The sequence below is a fragment of the Mesorhizobium sp. M7A.F.Ca.US.008.03.1.1 genome (assembly GCF_003997495.1).
Taxonomy (GTDB): Bacteria; Pseudomonadota; Alphaproteobacteria; order Rhizobiales; family Rhizobiaceae; genus Mesorhizobium.
In genome coordinates, this window is the sequence record NZ_RZRU01000004.1 from 101,395 (window position 1) to 119,709 (window position 18,315).

At 61.5% G+C, this 18,315-nt stretch carries 15 protein-coding genes and 1 tRNA gene; 5 read left to right on the forward strand and 11 right to left on the reverse strand.

Going from position 1 to position 18,315, the window contains the following annotated elements; translation table 11 throughout:
- Nucleotides 1-5: 5 nt before the first annotated feature.
- The 3 genes from EOA16_RS08520 (at nt 6) to smc (ending at nt 4,980) form a co-directional block, all read left to right on the forward strand.
- Nucleotides 6-506 carry a DUF721 domain-containing protein gene (locus tag EOA16_RS08520; protein WP_127257124.1) on the forward strand — a complete coding sequence of 167 codons (501 nt, stop codon included), beginning with the start codon at nt 6-8 and terminating at the stop codon, nt 504-506.
- Nucleotides 507-669: 163 nt separating this feature from the next.
- Nucleotides 670-1,413, forward strand: a complete 744-nt coding sequence (locus EOA16_RS08525) for a DsbA family protein (RefSeq protein ID WP_127257414.1) — start codon at nt 670-672, stop codon at nt 1,411-1,413.
- Between the two features lie 105 nt (nt 1,414-1,518).
- Entirely contained in the window at nt 1,519-4,980 is a 3,462-nt protein-coding gene (gene smc / locus EOA16_RS08530; RefSeq protein WP_127257126.1) for a chromosome segregation protein SMC, read from the forward strand.
- Nucleotides 4,981-5,312: 332 nt separating this feature from the next.
- Here the strand turns inward: smc and EOA16_RS32560 are convergent, their stop codons facing one another.
- From EOA16_RS32560 to EOA16_RS08550, 5 genes are all read right to left on the reverse strand, one after another.
- On the reverse strand, nt 5,313-5,459 hold the full coding sequence (locus tag EOA16_RS32560) for a hypothetical protein (protein ID WP_164754169.1): 147 nt from the start codon (nt 5,457-5,459) through the stop codon (nt 5,313-5,315).
- 184 nt (nt 5,460-5,643) lie between these two features.
- Entirely contained in the window at nt 5,644-6,012 is a 369-nt protein-coding gene (locus tag EOA16_RS08535; protein ID WP_127257128.1) for a hypothetical protein, read from the reverse strand.
- Between the two features lie 67 nt (nt 6,013-6,079).
- A complete protein-coding gene (locus tag EOA16_RS08540; protein ID WP_127257129.1) occupies nt 6,080-6,961 on the reverse strand; it encodes a hypothetical protein in 882 nt (293 codons plus the stop codon).
- A gap of 76 nt (nt 6,962-7,037) precedes the next feature.
- Nucleotides 7,038-8,240: a polysialyltransferase family glycosyltransferase gene (locus EOA16_RS08545; RefSeq protein WP_281035830.1), complete on the reverse strand. Its 1,203-nt coding sequence runs from the start codon at nt 8,238-8,240 to the stop codon at nt 7,038-7,040.
- A gap of 646 nt (nt 8,241-8,886) precedes the next feature.
- Entirely contained in the window at nt 8,887-10,524 is a 1,638-nt protein-coding gene (locus tag EOA16_RS08550; RefSeq protein ID WP_127257131.1) for an ABC transporter substrate-binding protein, read from the reverse strand.
- A 128-nt stretch (nt 10,525-10,652) separates the two neighbouring features.
- Between EOA16_RS08550 and EOA16_RS08555 the strand changes: the two genes are divergently transcribed.
- Nucleotides 10,653-11,552, forward strand: coding sequence for a LysR family transcriptional regulator (locus tag EOA16_RS08555; protein WP_127257133.1), 900 nt, complete (start codon nt 10,653-10,655; stop codon nt 11,550-11,552).
- Between the two features lie 86 nt (nt 11,553-11,638).
- Here the strand turns inward: EOA16_RS08555 and EOA16_RS08560 are convergent, their stop codons facing one another.
- From EOA16_RS08560 to EOA16_RS08580, 5 genes are all read right to left on the reverse strand, one after another.
- A complete protein-coding gene (locus EOA16_RS08560) occupies nt 11,639-12,511 on the reverse strand; it encodes a phytanoyl-CoA dioxygenase family protein (protein WP_164754170.1) in 873 nt (290 codons plus the stop codon).
- 166 nt (nt 12,512-12,677) lie between these two features.
- Entirely contained in the window at nt 12,678-14,768 is a 2,091-nt protein-coding gene (locus tag EOA16_RS08565; protein WP_127257135.1) for an O-antigen ligase family protein, read from the reverse strand.
- Nucleotides 14,769-14,994: 226 nt separating this feature from the next.
- Nucleotides 14,995-15,069, reverse strand: a tRNA-Gln gene (locus EOA16_RS08570).
- Between the two features lie 126 nt (nt 15,070-15,195).
- Nucleotides 15,196-15,540: a VOC family protein gene (locus EOA16_RS08575; RefSeq protein ID WP_024503642.1), complete on the reverse strand. Its 345-nt coding sequence runs from the start codon at nt 15,538-15,540 to the stop codon at nt 15,196-15,198.
- A gap of 310 nt (nt 15,541-15,850) precedes the next feature.
- Nucleotides 15,851-16,441, reverse strand: a complete 591-nt coding sequence (locus EOA16_RS08580) for a biotin transporter BioY (RefSeq protein WP_127257136.1) — start codon at nt 16,439-16,441, stop codon at nt 15,851-15,853.
- Between the two features lie 124 nt (nt 16,442-16,565).
- Between EOA16_RS08580 and EOA16_RS08585 the strand changes: the two genes are divergently transcribed.
- A complete protein-coding gene (locus EOA16_RS08585; protein ID WP_127257138.1) occupies nt 16,566-17,474 on the forward strand; it encodes an MBL fold metallo-hydrolase in 909 nt (302 codons plus the stop codon).
- Nucleotides 17,475-17,505: 31 nt separating this feature from the next.
- Here EOA16_RS08585 and EOA16_RS08590 read toward each other — a convergent pair whose 3' ends face one another.
- A complete protein-coding gene (locus EOA16_RS08590; protein WP_127257139.1) occupies nt 17,506-18,291 on the reverse strand; it encodes a DUF1499 domain-containing protein in 786 nt (261 codons plus the stop codon).
- Between the last annotated feature and the right edge of the window lie 24 nt (nt 18,292-18,315).

Consider the following 18,315-nt stretch of genomic DNA (forward strand, 5'->3'; position numbering starts at 1 on the left):
CGTACATGGCAGGGAGAACGCCCTACGGCAATCCCGTCCCGGTCAGCGATCTCGCGACCAGGATTCTCGATCCGGTGCTGCGCAAGCGGGCCGGTATTTCGATCGGCCTCGTCCAGTCATGGGACGAGATCGCCGGCCCACGGCTGGCCAGCCACTCGCGCCCCGAAAAAATCCAGTGGCCGCGCCGTATGCATGAGGACGATCCGTTCGAGCCGGCCGTACTGGTCATTGCCTGCGAAGGCATGGCGGCACTGCATCTGCAGCATGAGACGGGCGAGATCATCAACCGGGTCAACGCCTTCCTCGGTTTCACCGCCATCAACCGTATCAGGATCCTGCAGAAGCCGGTGACAGCCGACAAAGGAAGGCGCAAACCGGCCCTGAGACCGCTGACGGCGGCTGAGAAGACGAAGTTGTCGGGAACTGTCGGCTTGGTCGATAATGATGGACTGCGCGCCTCGCTGGAGAAACTTGGCGCGACCATTATTGGGGAGAGAAAATCATAGACGTCTCGAAGAAAGTCATGGATTCGTCGTCAATATCTCGCATTCGTGATCGCCCTTGTCAGGTTTCGCGATTGGATTGGGGATCGAGATGCCTTAATTCGCGCCAACTCTCGCCTTTTCGTGCCTTTGCATTGCAAAATCCAACCCTTGTCAGGTGATTCGTATGAACCGTCCCCCGTTTGGCCAAAGCTTGTCTCGCAGAAACCTCCTGTCTTCGCTGGCCGCCATTCCTGCGGTGGCCCTGCTCGCCGCCTGCAGCGACTCTGGCGAGGAGGCGAAGGCCGCGGATGTGAAGCCTGCGGCACCGGCCGCCCCCGCGAAGCCGGCCACGCCGGCCGCTGCTACCGTGCCTGAGGCCCAGGGCACCGTGGATGTGGCGGAACTGATGAAGCCGGGTGCGCTGCCCGACAAGCAGCTTGGCAAGGACGACGCCAAGGTCACCATCGTCGAATACGCCTCGATGACCTGCCCACACTGCGCGCATTTCGCCGAGACCACCTTTCCGGACCTGAAGACCAAGTACATCGACACCGGCAAGGTCCGCTACATCCTGCGCGAATTCCCGTTCGATCCGAGCGCCGAAGCCGGTTTTATGCTGGCGCGCTGCGCCAAGGATAACTATTACCCCATGGTCGACGTCCTGTTCAGGCAGCAGGCGAACTGGGTTGGCGTCCAGAATACCAAGGATGCGCTGCTGCAAATCTCGAAGCTCGCCGGTTTTACACAGGAGTCGTTCGAGGCCTGCTTGACGGATCAGAAACTTCTGGACGATGTGAGATCGGTCCAAAAGCGCGGCGCCAATGAATTCAAGGTCGACTCGACACCGACCTTCTTCATCAACGGTAAGACCTACAAGGGGGCGATGTCGATTGAGGAAATGTCGGCCATCATCGACCCTCTGCTCTGACGTCCAGTCAGCCCTGAGGCGGCGGCGCTTCGGCGTGCGCGGCTTCTTGTCGTGCCGCGAATTCCTTTCGCAAAACCACGGAGATCCGCTTAGTGGGCGGCGCGAATGAAGTTTTCGCGCCTTCGCCTCCTCGGTTTCAAGTCCTTCGTCGAGCCCGGCGAGTTCGTCATCGAACGCGGCCTGACCGGCATTGTCGGGCCGAACGGCTGCGGCAAGTCGAACCTGGTCGAGGCGCTGCGCTGGGTGATGGGCGAAAGCTCCTACAAGAACATGCGCGCGTCCGGCATGGACGACGTCATCTTTTCCGGCTCGGGCACTCGGCCCGCCCGCAACACCGCCGAAGTCACGCTTTTCCTCGACAACAGTGACCGCTCGGCGCCCGCTGCCTTCAACGATGCGGATGAACTGCAGGTGTCGCGCCGCATCGAGCGCGAGGCAGGCTCGCTCTACCGCATCAACGGCAAGGAAGCGCGCGCCAAGGACGTGCAGCTTCTGTTCGCCGACCAGTCGACCGGCGCGCGTTCGCCGTCGATGGTCGGCCAGGGCCGCATCGGCGAACTTATCCAGGCCAAGCCGCAGGCACGCCGCGCGCTGCTCGAAGAGGCGGCAGGCATTTCCGGCCTGCACACCCGCCGCCACGAGGCAGAACTGCGGCTGAAGGCGGCCGAGCAGAACCTCGAACGACTGGACGACGTCGTCGGAGAGTTGGAAAGCCAGATCGAAAGCCTGAAGCGCCAGGCGCGCCAGGCCTCGCGCTTCAAGAACCTGTCGGCCGATATCCGCAAGGCCGAAGCAACGCTCTTGCACCTGCGCTGGACGCTGGCCAAGACCCAGGAAGGCGAGGCGCGTTCGGCGCTGGCGGTTGCAACAGCCCTTGTCGGCGACCGCGCCGCAGCCCAGATGGCCGCCGCCAGGGAGCAAGGCATCGGCGCTCATAGGCTGCCGGACCTGCGCGACGCGGAAGCAGCCGCCGCCGCTGCCTTCCAGCGCCTGTCGATCGCCAAGTCGCAGATCGAAGAGGAAGCCGGCCGCATCCGCGCTCGCCAGAGCGAACTCGAGCGCCGGCTGCAACAGCTCGACGGCGATATCGCGCGTGAAGAGCGCATGGTGCGCGACAATGCGGACATTCTAGAGCGCCTGCGCACCGAAGAGGCGGCCCTCAATTCGGAAAATGCTGGTGCCGCCGAGCGCGAGGCCACGACCCGCGCTGCTTTCGAACAGGCTGCATCGACGCTTTCAAAAAGCGAAGCCAAACTCGCCGCGCTGACCGCGGAACGGGCAGAGGCTGCCGCCTCGCGCAACCAGATCGAGCGGACGCTGCGCGACACCGCAGAGCGCCGCGACCGTTTCGCGCGTCAGCTTGCCGATGTCGACCGGGAATTGTCGGAGATACTCTCCAAGGTCGCTGGCCTGCCCGATCCGGCCGAGAAGCGCGTGCTGGTCGAACAAGCCATGGCGCTGCTGGAGGAGGCCGAGGCTGCCGTGTCCGAGGCCGAGCAGTCGGTCATCGATGCCCGCGCTACCGAAAGCGCTGCTCGGCCACCGCTTCAGGATGCCAGGGCCGAGCTGGCACGGATCGAAACCGAAGCGCGCACGCTGGCTAAAATCCTGAATGCCGCCAGCGGCGATCTCTTCCCGGCCGTGCTGGAACAGATCAGCGTCGATCGCGGTTTCGAAACGGCGCTGGGTGCGGCCCTTGGCGAAGACCTCGACGTGCCGCTCGACCGCAGCGCGCCGGTGCATTGGGGCGAAAGCGCGATCCAGCCCGGCGACGCGGCTTTGCCGGAGGGCGTCAAAAGCCTGGCCAGCTTGGTCCACGCGCCGGCACAGCTCGCCCGCCGCCTGGCGCAGATCGGTATCGTCGATGTCGTCGGCGACGGCCGCCGGTTGCAGCCGCTGCTTGCTCCCGGCCAGCGGCTGGTCAGCCGCGAGGGCGCGCTCTGGCGCTGGGATGGCTTTACCGCCAGCGCCGACGCACCGACCGCCGCGGCACAAAGGCTGGCGCAGAAGAACCGGCTGGCTGAGCTCGATGCCGAGGCGATACAGGCGACGCTCGTCCTGCGCCAGGCCGAAGAGGCGCTGGGAGAGGCCGAACAGGCACTTCGCCTGGCAAGCGAGGCCGAGCGCAACACGCGTCAGGCCGGTCGTGACGCACAGCATCGGCTGGACGCTGCCCGCAATGCGCTGGCCGAGGCCGAGAGGGCCGGCGGCGAATTGCAGAGCCGGCGGGCTGCACTCGACGAAGCCCGCGCGCGCATCGTCGACAGCCATGAGGAAACCTCGGCGGCCTTGGCCGAGGCGGAAATGCTGCTGCAGGACGCGCCCGATCTTGGCGATCTGCAATTGCAGCTCGAACAGTCCTCGGCCAATGTCGCCCGCGACCGTGCCGCGCTTGCCGATGCGCGTGCGGTGCACGAGGGGCTGCGGCGCGAAGCCGAGGCGCGCGCGCGCCGGCTCGATGCCATTGGCGCCGAGCGCAGCAACTGGCTGGAGCGCGCCGAAAACGCCTCGACGCAGATCGCATCGCTTGGCGAACGCAAGGCCGAAGCCGAGGCCGAACGCGAGCGGTTGGCCGATGCTCCCGATGAAATCGACGCCAAGCGGCGTGCCTTGCTGTCGCAACTCACCGAGGCCGAGACCTTGCGCAAGGCGGCGGCCGACCGTCTGCAGGAAGCGGAGAACCGGCAATCCGAACTGGACAAGGCCGCCACCGGCGCCATCCAGTTCCTGGCCGAGGCGCGCGAGACCCGCGTTCGCGCCGAAGAGCGGCTGACCGCGGCCGACGAACGCCGGCTGGAGGTCGAGGCGCGCATCCAGGAGACGCTGAACACACCACCGCATCTGGTTATTCGCCATACCGGTCTTGAGGCTGACAGCCCGATCCCTGAGATGGCCGAGATCGAGCGTCAGCTGGATCGGCTGAAGATCGAGCGCGAACGGCTCGGCGCCGTCAATCTACGCGCCGAGGAGGAGCAGAAGGAGCTATCCGACCGGCTGGAGGCGATCGTCTCCGAGCGCGAGGACATCATCGAGGCGATCCGCAAGCTCAGGCAGGCGATCCAGAGCCTAAACCGCGAAGGCCGTGAGCGTTTGCTGGCCGCCTTCGACGTCGTCAACGGCCATTTCCAGCGGCTGTTCTCGCATCTGTTCGGCGGCGGCACGGCGGAATTGCAGCTGATCGAGTCTGACGATCCGCTCGAGGCCGGCCTCGAAATCCTGGCCCGCCCGCCCGGCAAGAAGCCGCAGACCATGACGCTGCTGTCGGGCGGCGAGCAGGCGTTGACGGCGATGTCGCTGATCTTCGCGGTGTTCCTGACCAACCCGGCGCCGATCTGCGTGCTCGACGAAGTCGACGCGCCGCTCGACGACCACAATGTCGAGCGCTTCTGCAACCTCATGGACGAAATGGCCGCCACCACCGAGACGCGCTTCGTCATCATCACCCACAACCCGATCACCATGGCGCGCATGAACCGGCTGTTCGGCGTGACCATGGCCGAACAGGGCGTCAGCCAACTGGTGTCGGTCGACCTGCAGGCGGCCGAAGCGATGCGCGAGGCAAGCTGATCCGGTTCGCTTGGCTGCGAAGTGGTTGCTGTGTGCAATTCAGAAAAGATGTGGAGACAGTTTTCCGCTCGACAAACAAAAAGTCAGAGCGGAGGACTGCGTTTGTGCGAATGATGTTTGGCCGAGGACCAGACGAAATAGAGGGAGCCCAGTTTCAGCACAGGCACCCTGCGATCCCGCTCGCGATCACGCAGTTCGCGATAGGTCTTCACCTTCAGTGTGCCCGCCGGCAATCTGATTCGCAAAGCCATGATGCATAGAGCTTACGTGCTTTCTCCAGTCGATGGGAGGTTCATTTCAAGCTCCTCGTCGGTATTCGATCTCTTGGAGGGTCAATCAGGAATTGTACTGGGCCACCAGGTGACGAAATATTTGCCGAACTGCCAGACTGGGACTTCGCCCTTGTGCTCGCGCCGCCGCAACTCATGACGTTGCTTGACCTTCAACACACCGCGCGGAAACCTGATCTTGGTCGTCATCGGCCCTCAATACTGATGGCGCGCTTCCTGGGTGCCGCGCCCGAAGCTTCATCTGTCCGGCCAAGTCAGAAAAAAACGCCCACTCTCGGATCGGATCGTTGCAATCCGATTTCGCCAAGTCAATGGAGCCAAGGGCGAACTCCTGTGGCTATCGGCGCGGTGCACATCAGGCTTGAGAGCAGGCTCAGCCTCTGTGCCGCAAGATCCAGTTCACACATATCGCGGTCGCCAGACCGCATGCGATGCCGGCGCAATCGGCAACCCAGTCGAGCACATCCAGATCGCGCCGTATCAGCGCCGTGCCCTGGAGGACCTCGATCGCCGCTCCAACCATGGCGAGGAAGACGATCAGCCTCACCTTGCGATCGGGCCAGCCGAGCCCTCCAAGGAAAGTCATGACGGCAAAGGCGCTGGCATGGTTCAGCTTGTCGTACCGGAAACCGATATCGATCCCGTACTCCTTAAGTCGGGGTATAGGCAGCAGTGCAAGGACAAGAACAGCGACAAGCGTGCCGAAAAAAGCGATCCGTTCGGCGGCTGGATAAAATCTCATTCTGCTCCAATCTTTGCTTGGCCGCCGGGAGGGTCGAGGCTGAAACTCGGGTCGACGGTGTTGTATTTCAAAGCCGCAGTTTTTGCTTGAGCCTTTTCAGCCAGGTCTGTTCCGCTTCATCCTGGTCTTGATGCGCCGGGACATAGCGCGGCCGTATCTTTTTTCCTTTGATGTAGAATGGCTTTTCGACTTCTCCAACCAGGTTGACGAAAAGCCGGGATTTGTTGGTGGGTTGGCGGACTGTGACGCCGTGGACCGATTCAATCGAATTGATGAACAATACCAACAGGTTCCTGTCGTACTTAACGGTTTCAACGCACTCCAAGTGGCTATCGTCGACATAGGCATCATTAAACAGCGCGGTTTTGTCTTCCAGGGTGACATACCTGGATTTAAAACGACTGATTGTCAGGTCCCCACCAACGGCGTCGTAGTCTGCCGGTCTCATATAAAACAGGCCAGAAAATAGTTTGTCGCCATAATCGACGTGGCTTGTCCGTACCGAACCAGCATTGGTTACCGGCGTGTTCCCGCTGAGCATGGCATCCATCAGGATATCATGGGTGCCATACGTGTCACTAAACCGGACACCCGCTTTCAGACTCTTGAGCTGTTCATACGTCGGGTAATAATCCGGATACTGCCTGTGAACATCGTCGTAGAAAAGGTCGGCGATTTCATCGAAAAATGCCTGAGATGCATGGTACGCGATAAAATCGCGCCATACTTGCGGCACGGCTTCGTTCGACCGAACTCGGTGAGCCTCATAATCCCACCTGGTGTTGTTGTTGCGGGTATCGACCCCGAGCGTTTCCGGAGTGGGGAACGTGTCGGCTAGTTTCTGGTAGAGATTTTCGGGAAGTGCGTCGCGCAGGATGATGTGTGGAAACGGCTCTGATCGTACGTCGGTCCTGGTGGCACGCTGAAGGACTGAGAGCTGATTTGACATCGATGGTACCCCAGATCGGGTTGTCTGAGTTTGGGCTCAGAGAGGATCGTGTTCAGCCTGTTCGGGATGCCGCCTTTCAACGGATCCCTGTCTGCGTCTCGTTCAAAGATTGGAGCGTTGAAAAGGGCTCCGCATGGGCTTTTACCATTTCGCTCATTAGAATATCCGCGCCAGTCATCAGGGGGACCAGTGTTTCCGCAAATGTGTATGTTTTGATGCCGTAAAGCCACTTCAGGTAAAGAAGGGCAGCTGATGTGCCCGAGACGCAGCCAACGATGTTCATCCGGGATACGACAAGTTCTATCGGATATATGTGTGGAAGATTTGCTTCCATGATCCTGGTGCCGGCGTCGGCCGTAACATTGCCGACCGTATCCAGCAATTCGGGAAAGAAGGGCGTGCTTATTCTGGGATGTTCCTTCCAGATGACGTCGTATCCCCTCTCGACGATCTGCTCCGCAATGTGCCGATAGATCGCCGCCTCCTGCGCGTGCGACATTATGCCATTTCGTGACAATGCCTGCCCTAGCAGCAGTATCCGTGGGTTGGCTGACACACGGCAAGGTTCATTGCCGCCGGAAAGCGAACCCCTGCAAGCTTCATCTATTACATCGCGCATCAGTGAAGCGCCGACCTGGAATCTTGGTACGTTCTCCAGAGCATCATGAATGGGGATTTCGTGAAGCAAAGAATAAAACTTTGTCACCCGTCTCAGATGGTGTCTTTCTATCTTGTCGGCCGCCTTCCTCAACCGGAACGCCGGTGAAATTGTAGAGAGTCCTGCAATCAAGGCTCCGGTGATGCGCCGTCGAAACCTGGTGCCTGGCGGCCGTGACATGGTCGACATTTCGAATGGAAGGTATGACGTCAAGCCATCCTCATACAAAACGATCTCGGCTTCTGGGTATGAGTCCAGCAGTATTTTTTCCGATGGCCGGTTAACGAAGCAGGCCCAGATCTCAACTTCGGAACTCGCGTCGAGACCAATTGTGTCTCGGATCAGACGATGGATCCGGAAAATTTGCAGCTGCCCATATTTACGCTCGGACGTCAGAAGGTCGTATGCCCATATGATCCGTTTCCAGGTCCATACTGTAGACGCAAGTTCAGCAAGACCGGTCTTGAAATGCTCGGAAACGCCGGCCGTTTCATAAAGCAGGAGATAGTCCTCATGCTCCTGATCCGCCTGGGAGCTTCCATCCATTGTTGATTGGCGAAGTGAGGCAACCAGGCTGAGCAATTGCCAGCTGCCAAAGACGCAGCATATTCGAGGTGGCAATTTAAGAACTCCAGATCGGATTGAAATAACGCAGCATGTCCCGCGATCTCAAAATTGCTTCATGTCCGACACGCCATGTGCGGGCGTCTCAGCCGCTTCATAGTATTGCCTATCGCGTCAACAGGAAATATCTTGCAGATGTCGAGTCTAACGTCCAAGATAGGCTGGAGTTCCGCACAATAGGCAGGCGAATTCACTTCAACTGAGCGGCGGAGACCTGTTGGGATCCGGCAAAAACACCCGGTGCGGCAGACCGCTCATGCGGGTCGTCTTGCCGCGTCGGTTCCCTATCGGCACCAAGAGCACGAATTCTCCCGGTTTTCGGGAAGGTCGTTGCCCGGGAAAGCGGGTTTCGCTTCCCCAGTCAAAAGTAAGCTCCAGCCATGAACCGGAGCTTGATGATGACAGAGGCAGAAACCAGAATGTTTCACAGGCTTGATGTGCCGGCCGGTCCGGTGCGGCGGCCCGGAATCCCGGCCGACCTGCAAGGCATGGCGCGTGTGGCCGCACCTGCGCATCATGCCCCATGCGAAGCCCGCACTGCTCCTCGAATGCCCTTGATGCCGACGCTTCGGCGCAACTTTCCCGGTGAGCAGGCGAAGGGCGGCGCCGGAAATGCGCCGTTCGTCGGAGGGGTCGCCGGTGATCAGGCGGCGAGCCAGGCCCGTGTGAAATCCTGCTCATAGGCCTGATGCATCTGGTAGCCCATCAAGGCAGGTTTCATATGGCAGAACAGCTTTCGCCAGTACGGCTGAACGATGATGCCGGAATCCTGCAGCATGACCTGCAGTTCCTTCATCACCGCACGGCGCTGCTTCGGATCGGCGATGGCGTTGGCCTTGTGGACCTTGGCATCGAAGTCGGGATCGGCGAACCCTGTCTCGTTCCATGCCGAACCGGTCTGATAGGCAAGCGCATAGGTCTGGATGCCCAGCGGTCGGGCGTTCCAATTGGTCGTCGCGAAGGGATACTTCGTCCAGTCGTTCCAGAACGCCGATTCCGGGATGACGGTGCGTTTCACCTTGAAGCCGGCGTCGCGCATCTGCTGGGCGACGGCATCGGAGCTTTCCTTGCGGTAATCGGCTTCGACCGAGATCAGGTCAAACTCGAAATCGAGCTGGCCGGCTTCCTCGAGCAATGCCCTGGCCCGGGCCGGATCACGTTTGATCGGCGGCAGGTCGGCGTGTTCGGGATGCATCGGTCCGACATGGTCGTTCTGCGCGACGATACCCATGCCGTCGGCGCCCAGTTGCAGCACCGTTTCGTTGTCGACCGCAAGCTGTATGGCGTTGCGCACGCGCTTGTCGTCATAGGGTTTGGCGTTGACGTTGCAGCGCGAGACCAGGGTGGCGGCGGTGATGATCTCGCTTTTCTTCAGGCCCAGCCTGTCGAGCATGGCGACGTCATAGGACTGCGTCTGGCCGTTCAGGTCGATCTCACCGGATTCGAAGGCGGAGACGGTGGCGGCCGAGTCGGTGCCGTAGTCGGTCCAGTCGATGCCGTCGAGGAACACCTCGCCGCCCCACCACGACCCGTCCGGCCGCTTGCGCACCGAGGCAGCAACGCCGACATCGAGTCTTTCAAGCTCGAACGGACCTGTGGAAACGGGGTTGGCCGACAGTGGCGCTGCCTTCGGATTGAATGTGTGGTGGACGATCAATGCCGGGTAGTCGGTCATCGCCGGGATGATGGTGATGTCGGGCTGCGACAGTTTCAGGACCACGGTGTGGTCATCGCGAACTTCGATGGCACCAGTGCGCGCCACCGTGGTGTCGGGATCGATCAGGGCGGTCATGCGCCCCGCCATCGAGTTGCCGGCGGCATCCTTCTCGCACCAGCGCGTGATGTTGAAGGCGACATCCGTGGCGGTGAAATCGTCGCCGTTCGACCATTTCACCCCCGGGCGCACCTTGAGCACATATTCCGTGGCGTTCGCATTGATCTCCCAGCTCTGCAGCAGCACCGGCTCGAAGGTGAAATCCGGCTTCCAGCGCACCAGCGGTTCGAGAAACTGCATCGCGATGTTGCCCATTTGCGATACCTTGAACTTGCGTGGGTCATCCAGCTCCATCACCTGCATGGCAACACGCAGCACGCCGCCCTTCCTGGGTTGGGCGGCTTCCTCGGCCCGCGCCGGGACCGGCTGACCGATGAGCCCATAGGCAATCGCCGTGCTGGCGCCGAAGGCGCTGGCCAGCGCCAGGAACTCGCGGCGGCCAAGTGCGCCGCTCTTCGCGCCTTCCGCAAATGTGCCGATCGCCGGATGAAGAGGTTTGGATGTCATATCGGTTCTCCCATTGTTGATTTTACGCCCAAATTCGGTGGAATGCCCTTGCCGCGTCGTTGCTGGGCGCTGTTTTCTACAGGACGCAGCCGATGGCGGCGGGGCCGCGACGGCGAGAGGAAGGCAAGATGAATCTTCTGACGGCGATGCGGGTGTTCGATCGGGTCTGCCTGCTGGGCAGCCTGTCGGCGGCGTCGCGCGATCTCAACATGTCGACGACGGCCGTCAGCCGCACCATCAAGGAACTGGAAGACGACCTCGGCGTCCGGCTCATCAATCGCACCACAAGGCGCCTCAGCCTCACCGAGGCGGGCCGCGACTATGCTCCGCGTGCCCGCAGCCTGCTCGACGACATTTCCGAACTGCAGGATTCGACGCGCGGCCTGCACAAGGAGACGCGCGGTCTGATCCGGGTTTCCTGCTCCAACGTTCTGGGCCACACCCGCATAACCAAGCTGGTGCCGAAATTCCTCGAAGAGAACCCGCTCACCACGATCGAGTTCGACCTCACCGCGCGTTATGTCGTCGGCATTGTCGAGGAAGGCTACGATGTCGCCATCCGCTTCGGCGGTCAGTCGGATTCCGCCTTGATTGCCCGCCGGCTTGGTGAGGTCCGCAACTATGTCTGCGCCACGCCCGATTATTGGGACGCAAACGGCCGCCCGGTCCACCCGGATGAGTTGGCAAGCCATTCCTGCGTGCTGAGCAATTTCGCCAAGCGCCTTGGCACATGGCCTTTCATCGGACCAGACGGCCCTTTCGATGCGGCTGTCGGCGGGCGCATCTCGACCAACAGCGTCGAGGCCGCCTACCAGATGACCACCGCCGGTTTCGGCATCGGCAACCTGCCCAGCCTGCTGGTCGACGCTGCGATCAGGGACGGCCGGCTGGAAGTGCAGCTGGATGAGTTTCGCCCCGGCTCCAGCCCAATCTACGCACTCTATCCGCACCGCACCTATATTGCGGCCAAGGTGCGCGCGTTCGTCGATTTCCTGATCCGCGAACTGTCGGCCGACTTCACCGCCTGAAATGCTGCCCGATTGCCGGCCAACGCCGTCAGGGGCCTGGCGCGAACGCCAAGCCCCCTCTGCCCCCGTCGCCCGACGCGGCAGCGTCATTTCCACCAGGCGGTGGTGTCGTACATCGGTCCCGGCTCCTCGAAGAGCTTTTCGTATTTGCACAGTGCCGGCGCCTTGCCGAGCGGCACCGAAACACCGTCCCTGAACGCCCATTCACCACGTTGCGTCGTATCGGCCCGCACATAGCTGGACAGTGCAAAGGCCCGGTCGTGCTGCGACTTGTTGGGCGAGGAGCCGTGCACGGTAAGCAGCCCCCACAAAGCAAGGTCGCCCGGCTCCAGCACCAGCGGAACGATGGTCGCCGGGTCGATGCCGACCTTGCGCAACTCCTCCTCGGCGGTCAGGCCCTTCATCAGTTCGCCGGTCCCCTCGTCCGACAGGCCGAGATAGCCGAGCTTGTGGCTGCCAGGCACGACCTGAAGGCAGCCATTGTCCAGCGTCGCCCGATCGACCGCGAGACCTGTTGTCACGGTGGCGTCGGCGACATTGTCGAAGGCGGCCTGGTTACGGAAGCGCAGATCCTGGTGGAAGCGATAACCCGTGACATTGGCGCCGGGCGGCTTCCAGTGCAGTTGCTGGGCGATCTGCCTTATGTCGCGGCCGATCAGGCCCTCGAGCAGCTTCAGATAGTCGGGATTGCGGCGGAACTGCTCGAAATAAGAATTGATCCAGGAAAACCAGTAAGCCTGCAGCACATAGCGTTGGCCAAAGTCGGTTTCAGGCAGGATCTGGAAATTAAGGTTGCCGTGCCGGAAGGTGGCGTGATGCTTGAGGCCTTCGGCATAGACCGCATCGGTTTCCTTCTTCAGCCGGATCATCTCGTCGCCGTCGACGAATTGTCGAACGACTGCGTATCCTTCCTCGCGGTACTGCTCAACCGCTTCGCGTGCCTGCCTGTCCGTCAGCATGTTCGTGACAACCCCTCTGTGATCAGTGTCGATAGTAACGAAGGGGTTGCCGGCGATAAGCCATGGATTTTGGCATCGACTTTCCCGATTATCGGGAAATTGAGCGGGGCGTCAAAGGTGCATCGGTCGCAACCGGCTGGTCAGATACGTGCTGTGCCGGCAGGCCCTAAAAATAGGTTCGCGGCGCGACAAGGTTCTTCTGCTGGCGAACATAAAAACAATAGAAGCCGAACGCCGCTGCAAACCACATGAAGGCCTCACCCATGGCCAGCCGGTTGTTGGAATTGGTAAGGATGCTTAGGGCGAAGAAGACCAGTGTGGAGATGTAACAGAACCATGCGGCCGGAGCGACAAGCTTGGCTCGCATGGCCAGCAGAACCTGCCTGGCCGACCAGGTGTAGAGAAAGGCAAAGAACGCCAGTCCGACCACACCATAGCGCACGGCAATCTCCAGATAACCATTGTGGAAGACGTTGAAGATCATGGGATGATAGGTTCTGTTCTCCCATTCGGTCAGCCAGCTGGAACTGGCTCCGAAGATCGGGTGGCGTTTCCAGATATCGATCGCATCCGCCCACAGCATCAGCCTTTCCTTGGCTGCAAGCGGCACCGCATCGCTCGCGATGGCGCGGTCGAAGGCGGGGAGGACGCCATGCCGGAATACATCCGGAACCAATGTTTTGACGAACGCCATGGTATCGTCGGCGGTGGACGAGAAGATGTTGTGTGCCGCGACAATGCCTGCCGCCACGATCACCAGCACGCCACCCGAAACCAACAGTTCGCGGCGATGACCTTTCGCCAGGGTCATGACCAATAACAAGAGCAGAGCGAGGGCAAGCGCAAGCCACACGCCCTTTGACCGCATCTCGATGATATTGACGAGGGCAAGCAGCAGGACGGCTGCCGACAGCGCCCAATACAGGTTCTTGGTTGCTCTCCTGAGGTCCGTTCTCTGGGCCGAGTAAGCCATGAATTGCAGCGTGCAAAGGAAGATGAAACCGGCCGCCACCGACGCGTGGATGGGATTGTTGAAAAGCCACGGGGCCGGTTGGATGCCTTGAAACATGTTCGAATAGAAGGTGTCCGCCGCCAGGAAGACAAGGCTGAGGATCATGAACCAGAGCACGAGCCGTGCGGGCTGCCTGACAAACAGCAGAAACGCGAAGCCGGTCGTCGCATAGAACAGCGGAAACATGTAAATGCCTTCGGCGCCGCCCAACTGGTGGGTGCCGAAATAGACGATCGCCAGTCGGATGAAGACGTAGAGCGACCAGCCCAGACACAGGAAGCCGACCCAACCGATCAGCGGTTTGCTGTAGGTCCACAAATCCACCCTGAACCAGCGGATGAGCGCGACCAGGGCCAGCGCCAGGCCGGCGTAGCGGTAGGTATCGGCCTCGCGCCACACCGCGGAAACCAAGGCGAGAATGGCGAGTGCCACAAGCAACAGAAGCAAGGTGTGGCGCGGCGCGTTGTCCTTGGCATAGTCCAGCGTATCTCGCGGCAAAGGGGGCCGCAGCAGGACGTGATGCAGGCGGCGCAGCTCGTCGCTGGCCCGCAACACCCCGGCACGTAGCCGGCTCGGTCCGCCCAACCTTGCGGATTTGTAGCTTCCTGAGGGACCGGCTATGCCGGAGATCTCACTGCTGGCGGCGAAGCCGAGCACGTTTTGGCGGACCGAATAGACTTTCAGGCCGGTATCCCAAAAGCGTTCGAGTGCGACGTCCCATGGCATTTTCATGACGGCGAGCGCCGACAACAGACCCTGCGCGCCCTCCCGCGTCACCAGATAGGCGGCGGCCGAGCCTTGCGGGCCATGCAGCGCACGACCGATCTCGTCGCCTTCCGCCGTCTCGACGGCGCGCATGAAGAAGCTGATGCGATGGTTGGTCAGCTTGATGACGTCGAAATCCGGCACCGCCGCGATGATGGCCTCGATGCGCCGCATCGTGTTTTCGCTGAAGAGGACGTCGTCCTCGACGATCAGGCCATGGGCGCTGCCGCCGGCCAGGAATGTTTCCAGCGCCTGGATATGGCTGCGGTAACAGGCATATTCGCCGGAAAGGATGTCGCGCCCGCTCAGCTTGCGCGCGGCTGGCAGATCGATCTCCGTCCAGTCTTTTTCAGCAAGCGCCCGACCGTCGACGGCCGCAATGCGCTGCAAGGTCAGGCCTGCCGCTTCGGCGCTGGCGAGCAATTCGCTCCAGCGCTGGGTCTCGCGATCGAGGTTGATGGCGAAGATAGGAAGGTTCATTGAAGTTCCATGTTGAGCCGCCACCCACCCGGCCGACCTATGTATGGAAAGAAGGAGATGTTCAAGGCGATACTGTTCAGACCATGTGCAAGTGGTGTCCCAATTCGCCGTGATCGCGTGGGTTCTCCTGAACTTATGACGCAGTAAAATTGCTAGCCGCTGGACTCGTTGGAAGATCGCAAAGGTACTCTCGGGTCCTATGTGTCCGGAACGGACCTGAGCGGGATGGCTGGGGCGCCAGGATTCGAACCTGGGAATGTCGGTACCAAAAACCGATGCCTTACCACTTGGCGACGCCCCAATTACCGTCAGAGTCGCTTGTGCGGCGCGTTATTAGCAGAGCAGCCGAAAAGCACAATGCCCATGAATGGTGGTGAGAACGCCTGTTTGGGCAGCAAAAGCAACGCCGCCAGACAGCACGAGCTGGCTATTCGGACCACACCGCCATCTCGTTGCCGGCCGGATCGGCAAAGTGGAAACGGCGGCCGCCAGGGAAAGCGAAGATCGGTTTGACGACCGTGCCGCCGGCGTTTTCGACAGCGTCGAGGGTCGCCTCCAGATCCCTGCTGTAGAGTACCGGCAGCGGCTTTGATGGCGCTTCGGCGGCGTCGGCCTGAAACCCCCCGTCCAGGCCTTCGGCAAAGGCCGAATAGGTCGGCCCATAGTCAGTGAACGACCAGGCAAAGGCGGCACTGTAGAAGGCCTTCAGCCGGTCCAGCGTCCCGCCCGTAGCCGGCATTTCCAGGTAGTCGAGTTTTCCGGACAATTTCATAGCCACCTCGTTGTTCACTCTATGTTCTACTCCAGATTCCCCGACATAGCAAGTCTTTTTGCCGCATCCTGGCGCTGTAAGTTGCGACACGGCGGCAACGTTCGGTTCCTTCGCGTTCAACGCATCGCAGGCATTACGCGCGGGTTGTTCGCTGCTTCAAAGCAGCACCTCGTCCACGATGGACGTGCTGTTTCCAAAGCCGCTTCCGGAAACCTAAGTGATACTACTGGCGGCATCAGACCGGAAATCCGCCAGTCACACCGCCCGGCCAGGGGTTGATTGCCCCCGGCCGTTTCCTCGATTGCGCGCTTCAGCCGCGCTTGAGCAGCGTCCAGACGGCCGGCACCAGGCTTGCCGCGAGAGCCACCTTGATCAGATCGCCTACGATGAACGGCACGACGCCGAACTGCCACGACTTTTCCGGGCCGATCAGCGCTGCCAGCCAGGCGAAACCCATCGCCATCATGACGACCTCGGCAACCAGCATGGCATTGAAAAGCTTGATCGGATGGCGGTCCCAGCCGCGATCCGCGGCCCAGCCGACAATTGCCGCCATGACCACGAAGCCGGCGAGATAGCCGCCGGTCGAGCCGAGCATGTAGGCAATGCCGAGACCCTTTTCAGGCGTGCTCTGGAAGACGGGGAAGCCCATGGCGCCCTCCGCCATGTAGAGCAGCAGGGTGGCGACGCCGAGACGCATGCCGAAAGCGGCGGCGATCAGCAGCACGGCCAGCGTCTGCATCGAAATGTCGACCGGCCCGAGCATCACCTTGGTCTTGGCCGACAAGGTCAGCACAAGCGTTCCGGCGATGGCCAGGAAAAGCTGCGTTGCCAGCCGTGCCGCGGCATTTTGCGGCAGAGCCAGAGAAACAAGCGGACGCATCGTAGTTGCAATTGCCATGGTATTTCCCCAATCCGATTGCCGCACTCCGATGTTCGCGGCCTCACATCCTCCTATATTGGCTTGCGTGTTATGCGGCAATCGGTTTTGCCGTTTCCCGAAACAAGGCACCGATGCATCCGCCATGGCACTGAAATTCGATACCGGCTTCGACCCCTCCTATGGCCGGGGGGTGAGCGTCGCCCCCGATGTCCAGCGCATCACGGCCCGCAATCCAAGCCCTTTCACCTTCCACGGCACCAACAGCTACATAATTGGCCGCGATACGCTGGCGGTGATCGATCCCGGGCCGGATGACGAGGTGCATCTACGGACCCTGCTCGAAGTGATCGCAGGCCGGCCGGTCAGTCATATCTTCGTCAGCCATACGCATCGCGACCACTCCCCGCTGGCGGCCCGGCTGAAAGAGCGCACCGGCGCCATCGTGCTGGCCGAGGGGCCGCACCGGCCGGCAAGAGCCCTGCATATCGGCGAAACCAATGCGCTCGACGCCAGTGCCGACATGGCTTTCGTTCCCGACATCACCCTTTCCGACAGCGAGGCGGTCGATGGCGACGGCTGGTCCATCAGGACGATTCTGACCCCGGGCCACACCGCAAATCATGCGGCATTCGCGCTGGAGGGAACCGGCATCCTGTTTTCCGCCGATCATGTCATGGCCTGGGCAACCTCCATCGTTGCCCCGCCGGACGGGGCAATGGCCGATTACATGGCCTCGCTGGACCGGCTGATCGAACGCGGGGACCGCTTGCTGCTGCCAGGACATGGCGGACCGGTGACGGCACCGCGCGCTTTCATGCGCGGGCTGAAGACGCATCGCAAGATGCGCGAGCGCGCCATTCTGGAGCGGGTCAGGGCTGGCGATCGGATGATCGCGGACATGGTCAGGGCGATCTACAGGGACACCGATCCGCGGCTGCATGGCGCCGCCGGATTGTCGGTGCTTGCCCACCTCGAGGATCTTATGGCGCGCGGCCTGGTTATGACCGATGCCGCACCGGCCATCGACGGCATTTTCGCGCCGGCCGGATAGGCAACCCGGACCGCTGCCAAGTGCCGACGCCTTATTCGGCCGGCGCGGCGCCAACCTGACCGGCGACTTCCTGGTCGAGTTCCGCCAGGAATTCGGTGATGCGCGAGGCATTGTCGCCAAGGTCGTAGCGGCCGTAGCGGGATGCCGACCGCATGTCGACGACGACCGTGTCGCCATCGTCCGTCACGCGGATCCCCACATCGGCGGGAAGGCCGATCACGAAGCCTTTGGCGACGGCGGTGATGGTCACCTCGTTTTGCCCGGCGAGATCTGGATAGGGCTCCGATAGATCCCAATCGCGCCGGTCGAGCACGGTTTCGACGGCATTGACGACAGTCTCGAATGGCAGGTCGTAGCTGCGTGCGCTGACCAGCGGATAGCTATCGGTCTGCAGCCGCTGTTCCCCAGGCGTCGGCGGCGCAAGCACGTTCATATCCTTCGTGCGGTCGCTCACGTCGAGCGCCGGCGGTTCGTCGAAATCCGTCGAGATGTCCCTGAGCGGCGGATAGATTGTCGCCCAGTAGGCGGCGACGCCATAGGGTGCGAGCACCAGCAGCGCCAGCAGCGCGCCGACCGTCAGGTCGCGACCGCCGCGGTCGCCGAAATTCCAGAGCCGCGAAAAGGCAAACCCGGCAAACAACAGCGCCATCGCCGCCAGCAGCGCGACAATGCCGAGCACCCACAGAAAGACCGGTGTTTCGACGAGATCGAAGCGATGGCCGACAAAGACCGTCAGCAGCAGCACCAACGAAAAAGCGGCCGTGCGCCGCGACCATCCGGCCGCCCTCGACGTTTGCCGTTCAGGAATACTTGCCATCGATCGCCGCACCACCCCAACCCG